Here is a 21324-nt window from a genome sequence, read left to right on the forward strand (position 1 = left end):
TGTGGCTCTGCGAGCCCGGATATGACGCGAAAATGCACGCCGAAATTGGGGGTGCGCCTCCTACAGGCCCTTCACTGCTCCCAACACCTTGGTCAACGAATCCTTTGCGTCGCCGAACAGCAAAGTGGTCTGAGGCTCATAGAGAAGTTCGTTTTCGATGCCCGCGAATCCAGGCCGCATGGAACGCTTGAGGAATACCACCTGCCGGGCGTCGGCTACTTCCAGGATGGGCATTCCGTAGATCGGAGACCCTGATGTGGTCTTGGCTGCAGGGTTCACGACGTCGTTGGCGCCCACCACCAAGGCGACGTCGGCAGTCTTGAATTCCGGGTTGATGTCGCTCATTTCCTTCAGCGATTCATAGGGCACGTTGGCCTCGGCCAAGAGGACGTTCATGTGCCCGGGCATGCGTCCAGCCACAGGATGGATGGCGAAGTCCACCTCGGTCCCGCGGGCCTCCAAAGCCAAGGCCAACTCAGCGGCTGTGTGCTGGCCTTGCGCCACAGCCAAGCCATATCCGGGAACGATAATCACCCGCTGGGCGTAGCCGAGCAGCACCGCGACATCTTCCGGGCTGGAGGATCTGACCGGGCGCTCACTCACGGCGGTGGACCCAGCCGTGGAGCCACCCTTGAAGGCACCGAACATGATGCCCGCAACGCTGCGGCCCATGGCGGCGGCCATGGCCCGGGTGAGAATGGTGCCTGACGCTCCCACAAGCGTTCCGGCCACCACCAGGAGTACGTTGCCAAGCACCAACCCGGACGCCGCCACGGCTAATCCAGTGAAGGCGTTGAGCAGCGAGATGACAATGGGGACGTCGGCGCCGCCGACCGGGAGCACCAGCAGGACACCGGCCACAAGACCAAGGATCAGCAGCACCAGCGCCAGCAACAATGCACCATTCAGTATCACCACTACCCCAGCGCCCACTGCGGCCAGCAGCACCACGGCCATCAGCACCGGCAGGCCCGGGAATGTCACCGGCCTGGTGGTCATCAGCCCTTGCAGTTTGGCAAAGGTGACTCCAGAACCCGCAAAGGAAACCGCCCCGACCAGCAGCGTGAACACAATAGCCAAGCGAACCCACGCGTCACCTGTATGCGAGAGTTCCAGCAAGGCCACCAGGGCGGCGGCACCGCCACCCACACCGTTGAACAGGGCCACGAGTTGGGGCATCTGTGTCATCTGAACACGCCGGGCCACGGGTGCGGCCACCACCGAGCCCACGGCGATTGCCCCAAGAATCCAAGGAACGTTGTCCAGCTTCACCGAGACGAACACAGTAACCACGGCCAACAAAGCACCGAATGCCCCAATGAGGTTTCCGCGCCGTGCAGTCCGCGGGGAATTGAGTCCCTTCAAAGCAAGGATGAAACATGCGGCCGCTGCAAGGTAAAGGAGAGCCGTCCACGTGGGATCCAGAAGAGTCACGGGCGGCGCTCCTTAGCCGCATCATCAGATGCGATAACTGACGACGGCGGCCGTTGCCTCCCACGGAACATCTCCAGCATGCGGTCGGTCACCACGAATCCGCCCACGAGGTTGGCCGTGGCAAGGACGACGGCCAGCAGGGCGACGGCCAATACCCACGGATCAGAGGCTTGTCCAGCGACGATGATGGCACCCACCAGGATGATTCCGTGGATCGCGTTTGCCCCGGACATCAGGGGCGTGTGGAGGGTACTGGACACCTTGGAGACCACCTCGAAGCCCACGAAAACCGCCAGCACGGTGATCGTCAGCAGGCTCATGCCATCCATCAATGCGCTCCTTCACTGCCAAGGTTGGCCGCTGAATGGGCACTGCCAAAGGGGCCAGTCTCGCCGGCCAGCGCCGTGAGTGCTTCAGCTGTTGGTGCGTGCCGCACCTCGCCGTCGTGGGTGAGGCAGGTACCCGCCACCACCTCGTCCTCAAAGTCCGGGGCCACCACTCCCTCCCGGGTCATTAGTGCGATCAGGTTGGCCACATTCTTGGCAAACAAGCGCGAGGCATCCGCCGGCATCGCAGACGCCGGGTCCTTGAGCCCTACCAAGGTCACCTCACCTTGCCCATCAGCGGTGGGGATATGGATGTCCTGCCCGGGGATGCTGCCTTCCACGTTTCCCCCCGACTCGGCAGCCAGATCCACCACTACGGATCCGGGGCGCATCCCTTGGACCATTTCACGGCTCACAAGAAGCGGTGCGCGCCTTCCGGGAACGGCGGCCGTCGTAATGAGGACATCTGCCTGCGCTACGTGGGGGGTCAGGAGAGCGCGCTGCAGGGCGCCCCTGTCTGCGCTGAGCTCGCGAGCATACCCGCCTGAAGCCTCAGCTGTTTCGAGGTCCAGCTTAATGAAAGTTCCGCCCATGGAAGCCACTTCGTCTGCCGACGCCGGGCGGATGTCGTTGGCTGAAACCCGCGCGCCAAGCCTCTTGGCGGTCCCGATGGCCTGAAGCCCGGCCACACCTGCGCCCAGCACCAGGACACGGGCCGGCGGAATGGTCCCGGCCGCAGTCATGTACAAGGGGAAGAACCGTGGCAGTCGCGTCGCGGCCTCAAGGACACAGCGGTATCCGGCTACGAGAGCCTGTGAGGTGAGGGCGTCCATGGACTGGGCCCGGGAGATCCGGGGAACCAGTTCCAGGGCAAACGATGTGATGCCACCCGCGGCGAGCGCCCGGACCGTTGGCAACTCCGACGACGGCGACCCCAATCCAACAGTGACTGAACCCCGGCGGAGGGCTCCCGCCGTCGACGGTTCCATGGGACGCACATGGCAGTAAACGTCCAACAATCCGAGATCCAAGGACTGCACAACAGAAGCGCCGGCCTGCCGGTAATCGTCGTCGCTGTGCCCTGAGGCAAGCCCCGCACCGGATTCGATCTCCACTTCAAGGCCCAAACCCGTCAATTGCTTGACAGTTTCGGGCGTGGCTGCGACCCGGCGCTCACCGTCGAGCACCTCGCGCGCTATGCCTGCTTTCACCCGCCACCCCTCTTCCGGAACTCTCCAGAAACCAGTTGGCACGAGTCTATGGCCGCAAGGGTCCGGACGGGAGTAGGGGGTGCGCTATGTGGACAAGTCCATTAGGGTCGGTGGAAGCTGGGTCAACCAGCCACCACACCGTCGACGAGCCGGTTCCGGCCGTGCCGTCGGGAAGGAACGCCGCTATGGACACATTCAAGATCGGCTATTTCGTCGGAAGCCTCTCAAGTACCTCCATCAACCGGGTCCTCTCCAAGGCGCTCATCAGCGTGGCGCCTCCGGAACTGGAATTCCATGAGATCGCCATTCGGGACCTCCCGTTGTACAGCTCCGACTACGACTCCGACTTTCCGCCTGCCGGCAGGGAATTGAAGGATGCGATCGCCGCATCGGACGGCATCTTGTTCGTCTCCCCCGAGTACAACCGCTCCATTCCAGGCGCTTTGAAGAACGCCATCGACTGGGGATCCCGGCCGTGGGGCACCAACTCCTTCGCCCGGAAGCCCACCGGCATCATCGGCGCATCGCCGGGAGGCATCGGAACCGCGGTGATGCAGTCCTCGATGCGCAGCGTCCTCAGCTTCCTCGACGCGCCGCAGCTGAATGCACCGGAGGCTTACATCCGCTTCGTCGCGGACGCGTACGACGACGACGGCTCGGTTAAGGACGAAGGAACCGCCGGGTTGCTGCGCCACTATATGGCGGAATACAGCGCGTTCGTGCAACGTGTCCTCGCTGCCAACGCTCCGGGCCATATCGGCGATAAGGAACCTGATTCGGCCAAGCTCACGCGCTAGCCTCTCATTGGTCAGTATGCTTACTACTATGAGGATTCGCGAACACGCCCTATCCCGTAGGAGAAACGATGCTTCGTAGACTAGCCCTGACCACCCTGGCCCTGGCCCTCTTCACCGGGTCCCTGCTATCCGCCGCGGCAGCAGCAAACGCAGCAAACCCGGCCGCCTTACAAGGCCACGTAGCTGCCACCACTCCCACGCCGTCGGCCTCGCCCAGCAACCCTTCCGGCCCGTCAACGGCAACACCCACAAACCCAGCTCCTTCATCCGGCGGGCAAACCACGTCCAATCCGGCAAGCAGCGGACCCGCCAACCCGGGGACCGGAGAGTCCGAGCCCCAGGAACAAACCCGGACCGACGTCACGCCGTGGATCCTGGCCGCTGTTGCTGCGATCATCGTCATTGCGCTGATCATCTGGGCGGTTCGTGGACGTGGCCGGAACGAGGAAGTGCGGGACGAGCAACTCTAAGACGAACCGGAGCCCCAGGAACGAGAATGAAGTCGGCGGATACTAGGAGGTTTTCTCCATGGACGGCGACTGGACGTTTTCGCGTTCCTCCAGGGCTCCGGTTACCGAGGCTGTGAGGCTGTTGGCAATGTGGGTGCGTGCGAGCTCGGCGGCGCCTGCGCCGTCGCCGGCGATGATGAGCTCGAGGATCTGGTGGTGCTGGTTCAAGTCGATCGTGCGGGGCTCGTCCCCGGAGGGGAGTTCGAGGCCGATGCGGCGATAGCGGTCGGACTTGTCCCACAGGTCATCCAGGAGCTTGATCATGACGTCGTTGTGCGAGGCGGCGTAGACGGCCCGATGGAATTCCCTGTGCACGGTGATCGCATCCTCGCCCCAGACCCGGGTAACAGGCAGGAGCTTTTCGGCCGCCGAGCGCATCGCGGCAATATCAGCGTCAGTCCGGCGTGAGGCTGCCAGTTCCGTTGCCGATGGTTCAAGTGAGAGGCGGACTTCAAGGAGTTCACGCGCCTCGGAGGCGCTCATTGTGGCCACCTTGGAATCGCGGTGGGTGTCCATGATGATCAGGCCCTCGCTTGAAAGCCGGCGGATCGCTTCACGCAAAGGGGTGATGCTCATTTGCATGTTGTCGGCCAGCTCGTACTGGGAGATCCGCGAGCCAGGGGCAAGACCGCCGGAGAGGATCAACTGACGGAGTTCGTTGTACGCCAGGCTGCCCTTGCTGGAAAAGACGTTGGTGGTGTTCATCTGAAGCTCCGAATCCCTCATCGGGGTACTGGGCCCCTCATGCACAGTATAGGCCGTTGTGAACATCTTATAAGAATTTTCCTCCAGGACTTGTGCTCCCCGTCACCGCGGGGCTAGCCTTGGACCCAAGTTCTTATAAGATATTTGTTCCAAGTTCTTCTGTTTCGGACCGCCATCGGCCTGGCCTTGGATCGAGTCTTATAAGAAATAAGAAAATCCAGCTCAGGAGAGGTTCAAAGATGAAAATCGTTTCCGCCCACGTAGGCACCATCCCCATCAGTTCCTCGATCCGGAACGCCTTTATTGACTTCACCAAGATGGACTGCACCATCATCGCCCTTGTCAGCGACGTGTTCGTCGACGGTAAGCCCTTGGTGGGGTACGGATTCAACTCCAACGGCCGTTACAACGCGACCGGCATCTTGGAAGACCGCATCCTTCCGCGCCTGCTCGACGCCCCGGCAGAGGACCTTCTGGATGAAGACGGCCAGCTCTCGCCGCAGAAGGCCTGGGACATCATGATGTCCAACGAAAAGCCAGGCGGCCACGGCGAACGCTCCGTCGCCGTCGGTGTCGCCGACATGGCGCTGCACGACTTGGCCGCGAAGATCGCCGGCGTCCCGCTCTACCGCTGGATCTCGGACCACTACGGCGATGGCAACCCCGACAAGGATGTCTTCGTTTACGCCGCAGGTGGCTACTACGCCCCCGGGAAGACCCTGCAAGACCTCCAGAACGAAATGCGTGGATTCCTGGCCCAGGGCTACAACATCGTCAAGATGAAGATCGGCGGCGCCGATCTGGCCGAAGACCTCCGCCGCATCGACGCTGTGATCGAGGTCCTCGACGGCGACGCGTCCCGGTTGATGGTGGATGTGAACGGCAAATTCGACCTGGACACCGCACTGGAATATGGCAAGGCCATCGATAAGTACGGACTGTTCTGGTACGAGGAAGTCGGCGACCCGCTGGACTACGCCCTCAACGCTGCGCTCTCTGAGCACTACAAGAACCCGATCGCGACAGGCGAGAACCTTTTCTCCCTCCAGGATGCCCGCAACCTCATCCGCTATGGCGGCATGCGCCCGGACCGCGACTTCATCCAGGTCGACCCGGCGCTAAGCTACGGCCTGACCGAATACCGCCGCATCCAGGACATGCTGGCCCAGCACGGCTGGTCCTCCCGCCGCTGCATCCCCCACGGCGGGCACCAGTTCTCCCTGCACATCGCGGCTGCGCTGAAGCTTGGCGGCAACGAGTCTTACCCGGGCGAGTTCCAGCCCACCGGCGGCTTCACCGACGACGCTGTGATCGTCAACAGCCGCGTAGCCCCCGGCGACCTGCCCGGTATCGGCCTGGAAGGCAAGGCCGAGTTCTACAAGGTTCTGCGCGCACTGCACGACTAGACCACTTGACCGTGCCCGGTCCCGGGCAGGAACTGCCCGGGACCGCACCTCTCATCTTCCCCCCAGTCTGACGTGCAAAGGAGCACCCAAGATGTCGTCTCACTCCCTTAAGAACACCCAGTCCCCAGCACCCAAGCAGCGTTCCCGGTTCGGCCGGTTGATGCGTGAACTTTGGTTCCAAGTCGTCCTGGGGGCCGTCCTGGGCATCGCCGTCGGGCTGCTGCTGCCCTCGGTCGGCAAGCAACTGACACCACTGAGCGACTGGTTCATCGCCCTGGTAAAGATGATCGTCATCCCCGTGGTGTTCTGCGTCGTCTCCCTGGGCATCGCTTCGATGGACAGTCTCCGGAAAGCCGGTCGCATCGGGGTCAAGGCGCTGGGCTATTTCATCGCACTGTCCCTGGTATCCATGCTGATCGGTTTGGTCGTGGCCAACGTCTTCCGGCCCGGTGCCGGAATGAACATCGACCCCGCCAAGCTGGATTCGAGCAAGGTTCCGGCCGCCGCGTCCAAGGGCTTCGACGGTCTTGAATTCGTCAACAACATCATCCCTGAGTCACTCCTCGGTGCCCTGACCGGGCACACCATCATTGCAGCGCTGATGGTCTCCATCGTCTTCGGAGCTGCCATGAACGTCTCCGGAGAATCCGGCCAGTTCCTGACCAAGGGCATCGAGGCCCTTTCCACCGTGATCTTCAAGATCGTCAACTGGGTCATGCGACTGGCCCCGATCGGCACGTTCGGCGCCCTCGCCGCGGTGACAGCCAACTACGGGACCCAAAGCCTGCAGCAGTTGGGCATCCTGGTCCTGTTGTTCACCGCCACCTGCATCGTCTACGTCGTAGTCGTCCTGGGCGCCATCGCCAAAGCGTGCGGGATGAACATTTTCACAGTCATGCGCTACTTCAAGGCTGAACTGCTCATCGCCTTGAGCACCTGCTCCAGCGAAGCTGTCCTCCCGCAACTGATTAAGAAGCTCGAAGCCATGGGCGTAGGCAAGTCGACCGTGGGCATCGTCATTCCCTCCGGGTTCTCCTTCAACCTCGACGGTTCCGCCGTCTACCTGACCATGGCTTCAGTGTTCCTGGCCCAGGCTGTCGGCATGGACCTTTCCTGGGAACAGCAGCTGGTCATGGTCGGTGTCATGATGCTGACCAGCAAGGGCACAGCCGGCATCGCAGGCGGCGCATTCATCGTCCTGGCCAGCACCCTCAGCTCGGTCGGCGGCATTCCGCTGGCCGCCCTCGCCCTGATCGTCGGCATCGACCGGCTCCTGAACGAAGGCCGCGTTTTCATCAACGTCCTCGGCAACGCGATGGCAGCCGTCGTCGTCGGCAAATGGGAAAAGGACTTCGACCCTGTCCAGGCCCGCAAGGCCCTGCACGCCTCAGGCCAGAAGAAGAACAAGCTCGAATCAAAAACACTGGAACCGGTGGAAGCCGACAAAATCGACGTCCACTAACCCGCACATCCCAGGGCCGCCGCGCGCCGCGGCGGCCCTGGCCGCGTGAACCCCCAAGCCCTCCCTGCCGCTGGGCACAGCGCATCCATAACAACCACCATAGGAAATACCGCGCCATGGCCGTCCGCATCTTGATCACCACTGACTACCTCCGCCCGGGAGACGCCGTCGACCATCTCCTGCGCGAGCACGGACTCGACCCGGTCTACGCACCAGCCCAAGGACCCAGGTCCGTTATGGAACGCAACTCGTTGTTCGAGGGCATCTCCGGAGCCATCCTCGCCAGCGAACCCGTCACCTCAGACATGCTCGCCGGCGCGGACTGCCTGCAAGTCATTGCCCGCAGTGGCGTGGGGTATGACTCCATCGACGTCAAGGCCGCCTCCGCCCTCGGCATCAGGGTCTGCAACGCGCCCGGAACAAACCACCATTCAGTCGCTGAACTAACCATCGGGCTGATCATCACGGCCGCCCGCCGTCTCCTGGAAGTCACCACCGCAGTCCGTGAAGGCCGCTGGCCACGCGATGCAGGCCGCGAGCTGCGCGGCTCAACCCTGGGCATCATCGGCTACGGCCCCAGCGGACGCGCCACGGCAAACCTCGGCATCGCCCTGGGCATGACCGTCCTGGTCAGCACCAGCCACCCCGATCCCGACAACACCGCCGTCCGGTTCACCGACCTCGACACCGTCATCGGCAGCGCCGACTACCTCTCCCTTCACACCCGGGCAGGCCACAGCACAGGTCAACTCATCGACGCACCCCGGCTGCAAGCGATGAAACCCACCGCCGTCCTGATCAACACCTCCCGCGGCTCACTCGTGGACGAAGAGGCCCTGGCCAAGGCAGTCTGCAATGGCAGCATAGCCGGCGCCGCCTTGGACGTTCTCGACAATGAACCCCTCCCGGCCGACAGCCCCCTCCACCGCCTGGAGAACGTGTACATCACCTCCCACCTCGCCGGACAAACAGTCCAGGCCCGGACGCGGGCGGGTCTTGCCGCAGCTCACGCCGTGATCGACGTCCTCGAAAACCGTGAACCGGCTCACCCGGTCGACCGCTAACCACACACTAACGACGAAGAAGGATCCTGATGTCGAAATCCCACCGCATCGCAGTCATTCCCGGCGACGGAATCGGCACCGAAGTCGTGCCCGAAGGGCTCCGCGTCCTGGACGCTGCAGCCTCAGCTTTCGATCTGAACCTGACATACGAGCACTTCGACTACGCCTCAGCTGACTACTACACCCGCCACGGGAAAATGCTGCCAGAGGGATGGTTTGAAGACCTGAACCAGTTCGATTCCATCTTCTTCGGTGCCGTCGGCTGGCCCGACGTTGTCCCTGACCATGTTTCGCTCTGGGGCAGCCTCCTGCAGTTCCGGCGACACTTTGACCAGTACGTCAGCCTGCGCCCGGTCAGGCTTCTGCCCGGCGTGCCCAGCCCCTTGGCCGGCAGGGTCCCCGGTGACGTCGACTTCTATGTGGTGCGCGAAAACACCGAGGGTGAATATTCCAGCATCGGCGGGAAGATGTTCGAGGGAACAGACCGCGAAACGGTCATCCAGGAAACCGTCATGACCCGCACCGGCGTGGACCGGATCCTGAAGTACGCCTTTGATCTGGCCCAGAGCCGGCCCAAAAAGCACCTGACTTCTGCTACTAAGAGCAACGGCATCTCCATCACCATGCCCTACTGGGATGAACGCGTCCAGGAAATGGCCGCGATGTTCAGCGACGTGAAGGTCGATAAGTACCACATCGACATTCTGGCCGCTAACTTCGTCATGCACCCGGACTGGTTCGACGTCGTCGTTGCCAGCAACCTGTTCGGCGACATCCTCTCCGACCTCGGACCTGCCTGCACTGGGACCATCGGCATCGCCCCCAGCGGCAACATCAATCCCGAGCGCAAATTCCCCAGCCTGTTCGAACCCGTCCACGGCTCCGCCCCGGACATCGCGGGCAAGGGCATCGCCAATCCCATCGGGCAGATCTGGTGCGCCGCGATGATGCTCGACCACCTGGGAGAACCAGACGCCGCGGCCGCCATCACCACCGCCATGGAAACCATCCTCGCCAGCGGAACAGACGCTCTCACCCCCGACATGGGCGGTAATGCCAGCACCGAACAGTTGGGCAAAGCCGTGGCCTCAGTCTTGAGCGCACCATGACGGCATCACCCACCTGAGCCCGCACGGAGACCCGCACCTACCTGCCGCAGACCCTCAAAAACACCGGGCGCAACCAACCGTTTGCTCGTTGTCCCACTTCTTGGAACCGGACGCCCCGCCATCGAGACGCGGCAGCTCGTTTCTCAAAGTCCACTTATCCGAGGCGCTCGAACACCATCGTTGCCTGGATCCGGTCCCCGCCGCCGAGCCCCTTGCTCCCGCTGCTCGACGTGGTTATGGTGTGGAGCCGGTAGCCCTTCGCGGCCTGATCGTTGATGGCCTTCTCCAGAGAGGTCAGATTGCCCGAACCGGTTCCCAACAGTTTCTCCTTGAGGATCACTTGCAGGACGACGTACTGCTGCATGACGCGACTTCCTTCCGTTGCTGGTCAATTGGGGGCAATGCTACTCAACACTGTGGGGCGGGCGGTGGTGCCTCCTAAGCGCGGAGTGTCCCCGCCGTCAGCCGTCCAATGGCGCTGCTTTCCAGATTCTCCAGCAGGTGCCGCGGATTGTCGTAGACCTCTGCGGCGCCTGCGTCGCGGAGTTCTGCCTCGCTGATGCCACCGCAGGTCAGGGCTATAGCGGGAACGCCAATTGCTCCAGCAGCCTTTACGTCCCAGACCGCATCGCCAACAAACACGACGTCCGCTGGCTCGAGTTCCAGCTTCTTCAAGCACGCCAGGAGGATATCCGGGGCGGGCTTGCTTTCGTTCGCGTCATTCGAGCTGGTCCACGCGTCGATGGACCCTCCGGCGTCGAGGAGCCGCCTGCTGACATCAAGGTCGCGCTCTTGGGCTGACGATGCCAGCCCAACCGCCAGTCCGGAGTCGGAGCAAGCCGCAAGTAGGTCGCGCGCGGAATCGAAGGCGCGCAGTGACGGCCAGAACGTCGAAAACACAGCCCCGTGAGCGGATTTCAGTTCCTCTTGCATGTCTTCCGGGCAGTCCGGAACCAGATGTTGAACCAGCTTGTCGCCACCCATTCCTACGCAGCGATGAATGTCGGATATCTGGATATCCAAGCCCTCCCTCCTGAACGCCTGCCACCAGGCGAAGGCATGGAAGTAGCTGGAGTCGATCAACGTCCCATCGACGTCAAAGAGGACACCATGTTTCTTGGAGCTGGGGTTCGCCGGAGTAGACATTTAGTAAGTCTACTTACCGTTCTCCTGCGCGGAAACCGGCTCATGGCTCCGACATATTCCGTAACGCCGGAAATACGCGTCTGCAACATCTTGTTGGCCTGAATATGACAACAATCGGAATCATCGGTGCAGGACACATTGGCAGCCAAGTGGCACGTAAGGCAGTGGAACTTGGCTACGACGTCGTGATCAGCAATTCACGGGGGCCGGAGACCCTCGCGGAACTGGTCACAGAACTCGGGCCGCGGGCCCGGGCCGCGACGGCAGCCGAGGCAGCAGCGGCGGGTGATTTCGCCGTCGTGACCGTTCCCCTGAAGAACTACCAGGACATCCCGGCAGAGCCGCTCGAAGGCAAGATCGTCATCGACACCAACAACTATTACTGGGAGCGCGATGGTCGCATTCCCGCGCTCGATAACGGCGAGGCCACCACCTCGGGCCTGCTCCAGAAACACCTGCCCACATCCAAGGTAGCCAAGGGCTTCAACCACATCTTCGCAAAAGACATCACTACCGATGGCACACCGGCCGGCACGCCCAACCGCCGCGCACTGGCAACAGCCAGCGACTTCCCGGAGGCCGCTGAGCTCGTGACCAGGCTGTACGACGAGTTCGGTTTCGATACCGTCAACATCGGGCCACTTGAGGACAGCTGGCGGGTTGAGCGCGACCGTCCCGCCTACGTTATCCGGCAGACCGCCATCGAACTCCGTGACAACCTTGCCAAGGCGACGCGCACCATCTAAAGCAATACGCACGACGGCGGCAGGCGGCTTACGCCTGCCGCCTCCTTTATGTGTGCTGCTATGGCGCTTCCACACCACGAAGGGCAAGCAAGATTTGGGGACGCGAATCGCAGCACGAATTGGAGGCTGCACGCACATTATGAGTGGCTGCCTCCCCGGAAGCCCGGCGCATAGGGCATCCGAGGAGGCGGCCACGCCTAATCAGCCCCAAAACCGAGGAGTTGCTATGTCTACCCACAAAGAGAAATGGCCTGCAGGAACACCCACATGGGTGGATCTGGGCGTCGATGATCTCCCTGCCGCGAAGTCCTTCTACACGGAGCTGTTTGGCTGGAACTACCTCTCCGGCGACGAGGAGGCCGGGGGCTACCTGCTGGCCCAACTCGACGGACATGCAGTTGCGGGACTTGGCCCCAAACAGGATCCCAACATGCCGACCGTCTGGACCACCTATCTTGCCTCGGACAACGTAGACACCACGGCCAAAGAGGTAGCAGCGGCTGGCGGCCAACTCATTGCTCCCCCCTTTGATGTGATGGATTCCGGGCGAATGGCAATTGCTGCGGACAGTGTCGGCGCGGTCTTTGGCATCTGGGAGGCGGGAAGCCATATCGGAGCGGAGCGCGTCAATGAACACGGTGCATTGTGCTGGAACGAACTCCACACCCGCGATTACGAGGTGGCCCGGTCCTTCTATGCGGATGTCTTTGGCTTCAGCTACCACGACGTCGATCAGGATGGGTTCATTTACTCAACCCTCAAGCGGCCTTCCGATGGCCGCGAAGTGGGCGGCATTCATCACGACACCGAAATTGCCGAGGGCGTCCCGAACCACTGGTTGGCCTGGTTTGCCAGCGACAACGTAGATCGAACTGCCGCAACGGCCTTGGAACTCGGCTCTTCGGCGTTGATGCCTCTCACGGACAGCCCGATGGGAAGGATGGCAATCCTGCAGGCACCGCAGGGGGAAATCTTCGGCATCATCGGCACGCCCCGGACCAAGGACTGAGCCGGAACCAACAACTAGGTAAGGACAGGGTCCAAGGCTTCGCTGATGACCTCATGGGCGTGCGCCGCAGCGAGGGGCGCCGCGAGGCGGTGCACTGCCTGGAAAGTCCGGCGGACTGCCGGTCCGTGCCATTCGGGCGGAAGGTAGTCCGCCGGCAGGTTTGGGTCGCGGTAGGGAAACTTTCGCCACAAGGTGAGCATCGGGATGTAGTAACGGAAAGCATCGCGGCGCACCTCTGCAGTGGAATCAGCCAAGGCAGCCTCAGGGTCATCGCCCACCAGGCCAATCCACTGCTGCTCGGCGCCCCGGTAGATCTCAAGGAACTCCGTGAATTGTTCATCGAGTTCCTTGAGATCCCACCACTCGGAGATCTTGGGCCGCATGGGGCCATCGAAAACGTAGTCGCTGCGGAAGAGATCTACGAATTCGATGAGCCCGCCCGCTGTGAGGCGTTCCCGGGCTTGCTCCAGTTTGTGGGCCGGCGCGATCCACACACCGGACGCCACCGATCCAAATCCCAGGCTGGATAAAGCGGACCTCAGCTGGTGACGGCGGTTCCGCATCGACTCTGGGACGGAGAACACGGCGAGCACCCACGTATCCACGGGCGCTGGCTGCTCCGGGGCGAAGATCCTCCGATCACCTTCCCGGAAGACGTCGCTCACCGATTCAGAGATCTTGTACTTGGCAATGCCGCCTTCGCGGACGCTCTTCAGGACACCCTTGGCCTTAAGCCTGGAAACCGACGACCTCACACCTGGCGCGTCATAGCCGAGGGTACCGAGCATCGAAACCAGCGCGGAGACCGGCAACGCATCCCCAGCGTTCCTGCCGTAGAGACCGAAGATGGTAACCAGGAGTTGCTGATGGCGCACCGGGGGTGCCGGGACGGCGAACATTGAAGGATCCTCATTTCCGCGCCTGGGTGAGGCGCCAGTCATGTTCATCATAGGTGCGCCATGGATCACCGAGATGACATTTAAGGCCCATGTTGAGCTGCAACATGGGCCTTAAATGCCATCTCGCGGGGGCTAGCCAGCAAACCGCACAGCCCGGACGAAATGCTCCGGCCAGGGCTGCGCGGCGGTGGTGCCATTGGGGACGTGGACCGTGGTGACCGTCCCGAAGGCGGCCACATCGCTGCCGTCCGACGGGGCACCTTGGTGGGTGACGCCGTCGGACGTTCCATGGACAGCATCTTCAAGCGGGTGGCCCCTGACCTCGAAGGCCATGGTCAGCGAGGTTCGGCCGAGTGCGTGGATTTTCACCGTAGCGGTGACGCGCTGGCCGAACCACAGCTTCGCCTTGTAATTGATCACCTGCTGGACGCGCGGAGCGTTGGGGAAGTAGTCGGGCAGCTCCAGGGAGCGGAAGAGTTCTGCCTCGGCGGCTTCCACCCATCGGAGGATGGCCGAATTGTGTTGGTGGCCGGAGGCATCGGTGTCCACCCACTCGACCGTCCGCTCAACGCTCGCTTCAGGAAACGCGTCCATGATTCTCCTAGCGGGTGCCGACTGCGGCGGTCTCGTCGTCCGGGTCCGTGCTTCCAGCTGCAGCCTTGGACGGAATAACCGTCGCCTCTGATTGCGGCTTCGGAATCATTGCGACGGCGGCTGCGGCCACCAATGCGATGCCGGCGAAGATCGCGAAGTTGGCCTCAAAGGGCAGCTTGGAACCTGCAATCCAGCCGCCGATCAAAGGTCCGGAGATGGCACCCAAGCGGGCGAAGCTGAGAGCCCAACCCGTGGCGGTACCGCGAACCTTCGCCGGGTAGTAGTCAGCGATGTAGCCGGTGAGGACCAGGGAAGTGGAGATGGACCCAACCCCCGCAAAGGCCACGAACAGCAGGTTGACCACCATGGTGTTGGGGAAGACGAGCAGCATGATGCCTAAGCCACCCAGAATGTAGAACACCACCAGGATGAGCTTCTTGCCGTACTTGTCCGCCGCACGGCCCAGGAGCAGGCCGCCGATAGCCGAAGCCAGGCTGAAGACCAACAGGAACGTCAGGGAAGAGCCGAGATCGTAGCCGGCCTTCTTCATGATGCTCGGCAGCCAGGTGTTGAGCCCATAAACGAGCACCAGGCCGCAGAACAGCGAGATCCAGAAGAAGACGGTGGAGCGGAGGTACTTCAGGGAGAACATCGTGGTGATGGTCTTCCACCACGGATCGGCGCTGTGCGAACCGGCCTGTGCCACCACCGCAACCGGCTGGTAATCGGCGATCTCCAACTTTGCAGCCAGGGTAGTGGCTTCCTCTTTACGCCCCTTGGACTCGAGGTACTCCAACGATTCCGGGAGGAACTTCCAAATGATCGGCAGCAGGACAATGGGCGCGGCACCAATAGCGATCACGGCACGCCACCCGCCAACCGGCAGCACAAACATCGCAGCAAGCGCGGCCGCAACGATGCCCAGCGAGTAGCCGGAATACATGAGGCCATAGTTGTAGGAACGCTTGTTTGGAGCTGAGTACTCGATGGTCAAGGCCGCGGCAACAGGGATGACGCCACCCATGCCCAGTCCGCCGATGAGCCGGAAGAGTCCGAACAGCTCAGGTGTAGGAGCCCACGCTGCACCGGCCTGGGTGAGGGTGAAGATCACCATGGACGCCAGCAGCATCTTCTTGCGGCCCACAAGGTCGCTGAGCGTTCCGATGAACAGGGCTCCAATAAGCATGCCGATCAAGGCATATGATCCCAGACCACCAAGGGCCAGCGGGCTCAGGCTCCATTCCTTGTACTCGGCAAGGGCAGGAAGCACGGCTCCCAGGACGCCGACGTCGTAACCCTCAGCGAGGATTGCGAGCCAGCAACAAATCAACACCAAGCCGGTAGTCCGGGTGGGCACTTTCCAGTCGTTCACGGTTGAGGTGGCCACGTCTACTTCACCAGTACCGACGCTGCTGCGGATGCGGGGGTCCAGCGCAGGTGGGTGTTGAGTTCCTCGGTGTCTGGTTCCTTGAGCAGGGACAGGCGGGGACGGACTGCGTCGGTACGCGAGCTCGGCGGCTTGCGGCGGCCGGCGCGGAACTGCGGGATCCACTGGGCACCGGGGCCGTGGTATTCCTGCTCCGCTGCGGCGTGGAGTGTCCACTGGGGGTCGTAGAGGTGGGTACGGCCCAGGGCGATCAGGTCGGCGCGGCCTGCGAGCAGAATGGAGTTCACGTCGTCGTAGCTGGAGATGGCGCCGACGGCGATCACGGCCACCCCTGCCGGGGCGGCGACTTCCTGGCGGATGCGGTCCGCGAACGGAGTCTGGTAGCTGCGGCCGAACGCGGGCTTCTCTTCCTTGGCTACCTGGCCGGTGGAAACATCCAGTCCCGCGGCACCGTGCTCCACAAACGCCTTGGCGATCTCGATCGAGTCGTCGGAGGTGTTGCCGCCTTCGATCCAGTCGGTCGCGGAGATGCGTACCGTCACGGGCTTGTGGGCAGGCCACGCCGCGCGAACGGCGTCGAACACTTCCAGCGGGAACCGCAGCCGGTTTTCCAGGCTGCCACCGTATTCGTCGGTGCGTTGGTTGGAAACGGGCGAGAGGAAGGAGGAGAGCAGGTAGCCGTGGGCGGCGTGGATCTCCAGGAGGTCAAAGCCTGCCTGCTCGGCCCGGAGGGTCGCGGCGACGAACTCGTCCCTGATGGCGTCCATGCCGGCGCGGTCCAGTTCGGCCGGGGTCTGGTTCTCCGGGCCGTACGGCAGCGCGGACGGGCCAACGGTGCCCCAGTTGCCGGTGTTGAGGGGCTGGTCGATGCCTTCCCACATGAGTTTGGTGGAGCCCTTGCGGCCGGAGTGGCCTAGCTGGGCGCCGATCTTGGCGGTGGAGCGGCCGTGGACGAAGTCCACGATTTCCTTCCAGCTATCGCGCTGTTCGTCGGTGTAGAGGCCGCTGCAGCCGGGGGTGATGCGGCCGGTTTCGGAAACGCAGACCATTTCGGTCATGACCAGGCCGGCGCCGCCCAGGGCCTTGGAGCCGAGGTGGACCTTGTGGAAGTCGCCCGGGATGCCGTCGGTGGCGGAGTACATGTCCATCGGCGAGACGATGATGCGGTTCTTCAGCTCCAGTTCACCGATGCGGAAGGGCTGGAACATTGCCGGGGCTACCTGGTCCAGGCCCTGGGAGGCGGCGAAGTTGCGGTCCACGGCGTCGGCGAATTCGGGGTCGCGAAGGCGCAGGTTTTCCTGGGTGATGCGGCGGCTGCGGGTGAGAAGGTTGAACGCGAACTGGGTGGGGTCCTGGTCCTTGTACTGGCCGATCCGTTCGAACCATTCCAGCGAGGCCTGCGCGGCGCGCTGGGTGGAGGCGACCACGGGCCGGCGCTCGGCCTCGTACGCGGCAAGGGCGGAGTCAACGTCCGGGTGTTCGTGCAGGCACGCGGCCAGCGCGAGGGAGTCTTCCATGGCCAGTTTCGTGCCGGAGCCGATGGAGAAGTGCGCGGTGTGGGCGGCGTCGCCGAGCAGGACAACGTTGCCCTTGCGCCAGCTCTGGTTCCGCACCGTGGTGAAGTTGATCCACTTGGAGTTGTTGGACAGGACCTCGTAGCCGTCCAGTTCCTCGGCGAAAATCTCACGGATCTTCGCGATCGCTTTCTCGTCCGAGACCCCGGGAGGGAAGACCTCGTTGGCGGTTTCGTCGAACCCTGCCGCGTGCCAGACGTCCTGGTGCATTTCCACGATGAACGTCGAGCCCTCGTCGGAGTACGGGTAGCCATGGATCTGCATGACGCCGAACTCGGTCTCCTTGACGAAGAACTTGAAGGCCTCGAATACCTGGTCCGTACCGAGCCACATGAACTTGTTGGTCCGCGGGTCCAGGTCCGGGCCAAACGCGTCGGCATACTTGGCGCGGATCTGGGAGTTCACGCCGTCCGCGGCCAGCACGAGATCGTAACCGGCTTCGAGTTCCTCAACAGGCGGGGCCATGGTGGAGAACCGAACGTCGACGCCGAGTTCGATGCAGCGGCGCTGCAGCAGCTCCAACAGTTCCTTCCGGCTCATCGCCGCGAAGCCCTGCCCGCCCACGGTGATCATCTGGTCACGGAAGTGGATGTCGATATCGGACCAGCGCGCGAAGCGGCGGCTCATGTACTCCGCGACCACCGGATCGGCGTTGCCGATCCCGCCGAGGGTCTCATCGGAAAACACGACGCCGAAGCCAAAGGTATCGCTTGCAGCGTTACGTTCCCAGAGGGTGATGTCGTGGGAGGGGTCCAGCTGCTTCATCAATGCTGCGAAGTACAGGCCGCCCGGGCCGCCTCCAACAATTGCAATCTTCATGGTTGTGCTCCTTCTCAAGCCTGGCTCTGGCCGGCAGGGGTAAGTTGGTCGGTTTGTGCTTCGCCCGGGTTGCCCTCGTTGGCGGAGGTGCCTTCATGGAGGAGGCCGTCGCGGAGCTTGAAGTGCTGCAGTTTGCCGCTGGGATTGCGTGGCAATTCAGTGACGAACCGGACGTCCCGCGGGTACTTGTACGGGGCGATGGTCTGCTTCACGAAGTCCTGGATTTCCTTGCGCTTCGCGGCGTCGCCTATGACGCCTTCACGCAGCACGATGAACGCGCAGACAACACTGCCGCGCTCCGGGTCAGGACGGCCGATCACGGCGTTCTCTACCACATCCGGGTGCTGGTCGATGGCCGCCTCCACCTCGGGTGCGCCGATGTTGTATCCGGAGGAAACGATCATGTTGTCCGAACGGGCCTGGTACGTGAAGTACCCGTCCTCATCCTTGGTGAACGTATCTCCGGTGACGTTCCAGCCGTTGACGACGTAGTTCGTTTGGCGGGCGTCGTCCAGGTAGCGGCATCCTGTTGGTCCGATGACGGCCAACCGGCCAGCCTGCCCGGGACCGAGTTCCTTGCCGGCGTCGTCCAGGATGGTCGCACGGTAGCCGGGCACGGCGCGGCCTGTTGTGCCGGGCCGGATGTCATCGCCCGCGGCGGAAATGAACACATGCAGCAACTCCGTGGCGCCGATGCCATTGACCAAGCGCAGTCCCGTGGCGTCTTGGACGGCCTGCCACGTTTCCTTGGACAGGTGCTCGCCGGCAGAAACGGCCACGCGAAGGCCCCGGAGCAGGTCCCCGCGCTGCTCCTTGAGGATCGCGCGGTAGGCAGTAGGAGCAGTGAACAGGATCGTCGCTCCGGCTGTGGCTGCGTTCTCGGCCAGGTCCACCGGCGCTGCCTTTTCGGTCAGCAGCGATGACGCTCCAAACCGCAGCGGGAAGACCACCAGGCCACCGAGCCCAAAGGTGAATGCGAGGGGCGGCGAACCGGCGAACACGTCATCCGCAGTGGGCTGCAGAATGTAACGGGCGAACGTATCTGCGTTGGCCAGGAGGTCCCGGTGGAAATGCATGGTCACCTTCGGCACACCCGTGGTGCCCGACGTCGGACCCAGCAGCGCGACGTCGTCCGCCGAGGTATCCACAGCCGTGAATTCGCCGCTCTTCGCGGCGCAGCGGGCGGTCAGGTCGCCGTCGTCGGACCCACCATACGAGAGGACAGTGACCTCGTCGCCTGCCGCGACGGCAAGCTCGTCCACGAAGCGGTGGTCCGAGATGGCAACCACCGGCTTGGTGAGCTGGATCAGCGTGGAGACTTCGGCGGACCGCAGCATGGGCATGGTGGTGACCACTACCGCGCCAGCCTTTAGAACGCCTAGCCAGGCGGCCACAATCCACGGGTTGTTGGGGCCGCGCAGCATGACGCGGTTGCCGGGCACGACTCCGAGGTCTTCGGTGAGGACTTGGGCTACTTGGTTGGCCCGCTGCTGGAGCTCACCGTAGGTCCAAACCGTGCCATCCGGCGTGCGAAGGGCGGGTCGGTCCGGGCCATAAGTCTCGACAGCGTCGTCGATCAGCACCGCCGCGGCATTCAGCCGCTCCGGGTAGTGAAGTTCGGGCAGGGTAAATTCAAGCGCCGGCCAGCTATCGGCAGGCGGCAAATGGTCGCGAGTGAACGTGTCCACATGGGCCGATGGCGTCATGCTCATGGCCGTTCCTTTCAGTGGTGCGTTAGTGAAGCTGGGGATGATGTTGAGGGGTAAAGCTGTTCAGGCGCGGATCATGCCTTCTTGGGCGACCGTGGCGAGGAGCCTTCCTTGCCGGTCGAAGAAGCGGCCCATGGCCAGGCCCCTGTTGCTTTGGCCTGATATGGCCTCTTGTGAATAGAGGACCCAGTCGTCGGCGCGGCCATCGCGGTGGAACCACATGGAGTGGTCAAGGCTGGCGGTAGCTAGCCCTGGACTGGACCAGTTGAGTCCGTTGACCCGGAGTAGCGGCTCCAAGATGGTGTAGTCGCAAACGTAGGCGAGGGCAGTGCGGTGGAGGTTGGCGTCGTCGGGGAGGCTATCGAAGGCCTTGACCCAGATTGCCTGCTGCGGCGTGGACCCGCCCTCGAGCTCAATGTATACCGGCCCCGGAATATGCCGCATGTCGAAACTACGGCCCGTAGACCAATAGTCTGCGGCTGGGCTTTCTGTGCCTTCCAGTGCTTCCGCTGCGGAGCGAAGCGATTCCGGCTCGACGGCGGCAGGAGCCTCAGGCTGGAAATCCGGTCCATCTTCGGGAACTTGGAAGGACCCCATTGCGGCATATACGGGCTTGCCATTCTGGAAGCCACGAACCGTGCGTGTGGAGTAGCCGCGGCCATCGCGCAAACGCTCCACTTCATAGCGAACATGGGCGCCGATGTCCACGGGCCGCATGAAGTAGCTGTGCATCGAGTGGAGGTTCCTGTCGGCCTCCACCGAAAGCATCATCGCAGCTGCCGCCTGGGCCACCATGTCTCCGCCATAAGCCTTGGGCCACGGCACGTATTGGGTGGTGGCTTCGTAGGCTTCGTCGAAAACCTGGGCTTCAACGGCTGTCATCTCCACAGCCCTGAGGAAGGTCTCCGAGGTCAAGGTTCCAGTGATCATGGGGTTATGCCCTGCGGTAGTCGGCGAGGGTCTCGTCGGCGACATCCTCGAGGTTGACCACGAGGTTCTCGGGCGTGCGGGCCGTGAGCCAGACGAGTTCTTCTGTCACGGACATGTTGGCTTCCACGTGCGGCATGAACGGTGGCACGAATACCCAGTCGCCGGCCTTCATGTCGATGAACTCCTGGTAGTTCTCGCCGAAGTAGATCCGGCCGTGGCCGCGGAGCACGTAGCCGCCGGTCTCGGCCTCGCCATGGTGGTGCGGGAGGGAACGGTATCCGGGGGTGTTGGAAACCTGGCCGAACCAGATCTTGGTCGCCGGAGTGTGCTGGATGCTCACGCCGGAGACGCGGATGCAGTCGCCCGACTGTGCGGTGTTGGTGTCTTCCGCACCGGCGCGGGTCACCACGGGGACAACCTTGCCGTCAGCGCCGGCGTAGATGGAGTTGTCGCCTTCGAGGCGGTATTCGGTGGTGGTCTGGCTCATG

21 protein-coding genes are annotated in these 21324 nt (G+C 62.9%); 8 read left to right on the forward strand and 13 right to left on the reverse strand.

The features are described from left to right. Window positions 1-60: 60 nt before the first annotated feature. From LDN75_RS23240 to LDN75_RS23250, 3 genes are read right to left on the reverse strand one after another with little or no spacing between them, the layout of a single operon-like run. Window positions 61-1434, reverse strand: a complete 1374-nt coding sequence (locus LDN75_RS23240; RefSeq protein ID WP_223935026.1) for an NAD(P)(+) transhydrogenase (Re/Si-specific) subunit beta — start codon at window positions 1432-1434, stop codon at window positions 61-63. Beyond that, window positions 1431-1763: an NAD(P) transhydrogenase subunit alpha gene (locus tag LDN75_RS23245; RefSeq protein WP_223935027.1), complete on the reverse strand. Its 333-nt coding sequence runs from the start codon at window positions 1761-1763 to the stop codon at window positions 1431-1433. The genes LDN75_RS23240 and LDN75_RS23245 overlap by 4 nt, the downstream gene beginning before the upstream one ends. After that, a complete protein-coding gene (locus tag LDN75_RS23250; protein ID WP_223935028.1) occupies window positions 1763-2971 on the reverse strand; it encodes a Re/Si-specific NAD(P)(+) transhydrogenase subunit alpha in 1209 nt (402 codons plus the stop codon). Before LDN75_RS23250 ends, LDN75_RS23245 begins: the two co-directional genes overlap by 1 nt. A 185-nt stretch (window positions 2972-3156) precedes the next feature. Here LDN75_RS23250 and LDN75_RS23255 point away from each other — a divergent pair, with 185 nt between their 5' ends. Further along, on the forward strand, window positions 3157-3768 hold the full coding sequence (locus LDN75_RS23255; RefSeq protein ID WP_223935029.1) for an NADPH-dependent FMN reductase: 612 nt from the start codon (window positions 3157-3159) through the stop codon (window positions 3766-3768). A 68-nt stretch (window positions 3769-3836) separates the two neighbouring features. Then, window positions 3837-4238: a DUF1180 domain-containing protein gene (locus LDN75_RS23260; protein ID WP_223935030.1), complete on the forward strand. Its 402-nt coding sequence runs from the start codon at window positions 3837-3839 to the stop codon at window positions 4236-4238. A gap of 42 nt (window positions 4239-4280) precedes the next feature. Here LDN75_RS23260 and LDN75_RS23265 read toward each other — a convergent pair whose 3' ends face one another. Next, entirely contained in the window at window positions 4281-4982 is a 702-nt protein-coding gene (locus LDN75_RS23265) for a GntR family transcriptional regulator (protein ID WP_223935031.1), read from the reverse strand. A gap of 239 nt (window positions 4983-5221) precedes the next feature. Here LDN75_RS23265 and LDN75_RS23270 point away from each other — a divergent pair, with 239 nt between their 5' ends. The 4 genes from LDN75_RS23270 (at window position 5222) to LDN75_RS23285 (ending at window position 10023) form a co-directional block, all read left to right on the forward strand. Beyond that, on the forward strand, window positions 5222-6388 hold the full coding sequence (locus tag LDN75_RS23270; RefSeq protein WP_223935032.1) for a mandelate racemase/muconate lactonizing enzyme family protein: 1167 nt from the start codon (window positions 5222-5224) through the stop codon (window positions 6386-6388). A gap of 91 nt (window positions 6389-6479) precedes the next feature. Then, window positions 6480-7850, forward strand: coding sequence for a cation:dicarboxylase symporter family transporter (locus tag LDN75_RS23275; RefSeq protein WP_223935033.1), 1371 nt, complete (start codon window positions 6480-6482; stop codon window positions 7848-7850). Window positions 7851-7966: 116 nt separating this feature from the next. Beyond that, entirely contained in the window at window positions 7967-8914 is a 948-nt protein-coding gene (locus tag LDN75_RS23280; RefSeq protein WP_223935034.1) for a phosphoglycerate dehydrogenase, read from the forward strand. Window positions 8915-8943: 29 nt separating this feature from the next. Beyond that, window positions 8944-10023, forward strand: a complete 1080-nt coding sequence (locus LDN75_RS23285; RefSeq protein ID WP_223935035.1) for a tartrate dehydrogenase — start codon at window positions 8944-8946, stop codon at window positions 10021-10023. A gap of 154 nt (window positions 10024-10177) precedes the next feature. Here LDN75_RS23285 and LDN75_RS23290 read toward each other — a convergent pair whose 3' ends face one another. After that, window positions 10178-10387, reverse strand: a complete 210-nt coding sequence (locus LDN75_RS23290; RefSeq protein WP_223935036.1) for a DUF4177 domain-containing protein — start codon at window positions 10385-10387, stop codon at window positions 10178-10180. 74 nt (window positions 10388-10461) lie between these two features. Next, the gene (locus tag LDN75_RS23295; protein WP_223935037.1) at window positions 10462-11169 is read right to left on the reverse strand and encodes an HAD family hydrolase; all 708 of its coding nucleotides are present in this window, start codon (window positions 11167-11169) and stop codon (window positions 10462-10464) included. Window positions 11170-11273: 104 nt separating this feature from the next. Between LDN75_RS23295 and LDN75_RS23300 the strand changes: the two genes are divergently transcribed. Both LDN75_RS23300 and LDN75_RS23305 read left to right on the forward strand, forming a co-directional pair. Next, a complete protein-coding gene (locus tag LDN75_RS23300) occupies window positions 11274-11915 on the forward strand; it encodes an NAD(P)-binding domain-containing protein (protein ID WP_223935038.1) in 642 nt (213 codons plus the stop codon). Between the two features lie 226 nt (window positions 11916-12141). Continuing rightward, complete coding sequence (locus LDN75_RS23305; protein ID WP_223935039.1) at window positions 12142-12924, forward strand: VOC family protein; 783 nt, start codon at window positions 12142-12144, stop codon at window positions 12922-12924. Window positions 12925-12938: 14 nt separating this feature from the next. On the opposite strand, the gene LDN75_RS23310 is transcribed toward LDN75_RS23305, so the two are convergent. The 7 genes from LDN75_RS23310 to LDN75_RS23340 form a co-directional block, all read right to left on the reverse strand. Further along, entirely contained in the window at window positions 12939-13874 is a 936-nt protein-coding gene (locus LDN75_RS23310) for a PaaX family transcriptional regulator C-terminal domain-containing protein (protein WP_223935040.1), read from the reverse strand. An 81-nt stretch (window positions 13875-13955) separates the two neighbouring features. Beyond that, window positions 13956-14417 carry a thioesterase family protein gene (locus LDN75_RS23315; RefSeq protein ID WP_223935041.1) on the reverse strand — a complete coding sequence of 154 codons (462 nt, stop codon included), beginning with the start codon at window positions 14415-14417 and terminating at the stop codon, window positions 13956-13958. Between the two features lie 7 nt (window positions 14418-14424). Then, window positions 14425-15804, reverse strand: coding sequence for an MFS transporter (locus tag LDN75_RS23320; protein WP_223935042.1), 1380 nt, complete (start codon window positions 15802-15804; stop codon window positions 14425-14427). A 2-nt stretch (window positions 15805-15806) separates the two neighbouring features. Continuing rightward, the gene (locus LDN75_RS23325) at window positions 15807-18197 is read right to left on the reverse strand and encodes a bifunctional salicylyl-CoA 5-hydroxylase/oxidoreductase (protein ID WP_223935043.1); all 2391 of its coding nucleotides are present in this window, start codon (window positions 18195-18197) and stop codon (window positions 15807-15809) included. A gap of 14 nt (window positions 18198-18211) precedes the next feature. Next, window positions 18212-19909, reverse strand: coding sequence for an AMP-binding protein (locus LDN75_RS23330; RefSeq protein WP_223935044.1), 1698 nt, complete (start codon window positions 19907-19909; stop codon window positions 18212-18214). Window positions 19910-19969: 60 nt separating this feature from the next. Beyond that, window positions 19970-20836: an acyl-CoA thioesterase domain-containing protein gene (locus LDN75_RS23335; protein ID WP_223935045.1), complete on the reverse strand. Its 867-nt coding sequence runs from the start codon at window positions 20834-20836 to the stop codon at window positions 19970-19972. A 4-nt stretch (window positions 20837-20840) separates the two neighbouring features. Beyond that, window positions 20841-21323: a cupin domain-containing protein gene (locus LDN75_RS23340; protein ID WP_223935046.1), complete on the reverse strand. Its 483-nt coding sequence runs from the start codon at window positions 21321-21323 to the stop codon at window positions 20841-20843. Window position 21324 lies beyond the last annotated feature (1 nt).

It is taken from the genome of Arthrobacter sp. StoSoilB5 (genome assembly GCF_019977235.1).
In the GTDB taxonomy this organism is placed as follows: Bacteria; Actinomycetota; Actinomycetes; order Actinomycetales; family Micrococcaceae; genus Arthrobacter.

Bases quoted from the DNA above. Each gene is read 5' to 3' on its own strand.
- LDN75_RS23310 (WP_223935040.1), bottom strand. From the start codon at position 13,874: ATGATGAACATGACTGGCGCCTCACCCAGGCGCGGAAATGAGGATCCT.
- LDN75_RS23290 (WP_223935036.1), bottom strand. From the start codon at position 10,387: ATGCAGCAGTACGTCGTCCTGCAAGTGATCCTCAAGGAGAAACTGTTG.
- LDN75_RS23265 (WP_223935031.1), bottom strand. From the start codon at position 4,982: ATGAACACCACCAACGTCTTTTCCAGCAAGGGCAGCCTGGCGTACAAC.
- LDN75_RS23315 (WP_223935041.1), bottom strand. From the start codon at position 14,417: ATGGACGCGTTTCCTGAAGCGAGCGTTGAGCGGACGGTCGAGTGGGTG.
- LDN75_RS23255 (WP_223935029.1), top strand. From the start codon at position 3,157: ATGGACACATTCAAGATCGGCTATTTCGTCGGAAGCCTCTCAAGTACC.
- LDN75_RS23335 (WP_223935045.1), bottom strand. From the start codon at position 20,836: ATGATCACTGGAACCTTGACCTCGGAGACCTTCCTCAGGGCTGTGGAG.
- LDN75_RS23270 (WP_223935032.1), top strand. From the start codon at position 5,222: ATGAAAATCGTTTCCGCCCACGTAGGCACCATCCCCATCAGTTCCTCG.
- LDN75_RS23305 (WP_223935039.1), top strand. From the start codon at position 12,142: ATGTCTACCCACAAAGAGAAATGGCCTGCAGGAACACCCACATGGGTG.
- LDN75_RS23280 (WP_223935034.1), top strand. From the start codon at position 7,967: ATGGCCGTCCGCATCTTGATCACCACTGACTACCTCCGCCCGGGAGAC.
- LDN75_RS23340 (WP_223935046.1), bottom strand. From the start codon at position 21,323: ATGAGCCAGACCACCACCGAATACCGCCTCGAAGGCGACAACTCCATC.
- LDN75_RS23285 (WP_223935035.1), top strand. From the start codon at position 8,944: ATGTCGAAATCCCACCGCATCGCAGTCATTCCCGGCGACGGAATCGGC.
- LDN75_RS23245 (WP_223935027.1), bottom strand. From the start codon at position 1,763: ATGGATGGCATGAGCCTGCTGACGATCACCGTGCTGGCGGTTTTCGTG.
- LDN75_RS23300 (WP_223935038.1), top strand. From the start codon at position 11,274: ATGACAACAATCGGAATCATCGGTGCAGGACACATTGGCAGCCAAGTG.
- LDN75_RS23295 (WP_223935037.1), bottom strand. From the start codon at position 11,169: ATGTCTACTCCGGCGAACCCCAGCTCCAAGAAACATGGTGTCCTCTTT.
- LDN75_RS23325 (WP_223935043.1), bottom strand. From the start codon at position 18,197: ATGAAGATTGCAATTGTTGGAGGCGGCCCGGGCGGCCTGTACTTCGCA.
- LDN75_RS23275 (WP_223935033.1), top strand. From the start codon at position 6,480: ATGTCGTCTCACTCCCTTAAGAACACCCAGTCCCCAGCACCCAAGCAG.
- LDN75_RS23330 (WP_223935044.1), bottom strand. From the start codon at position 19,909: ATGAGCATGACGCCATCGGCCCATGTGGACACGTTCACTCGCGACCAT.
- LDN75_RS23260 (WP_223935030.1), top strand. From the start codon at position 3,837: ATGCTTCGTAGACTAGCCCTGACCACCCTGGCCCTGGCCCTCTTCACC.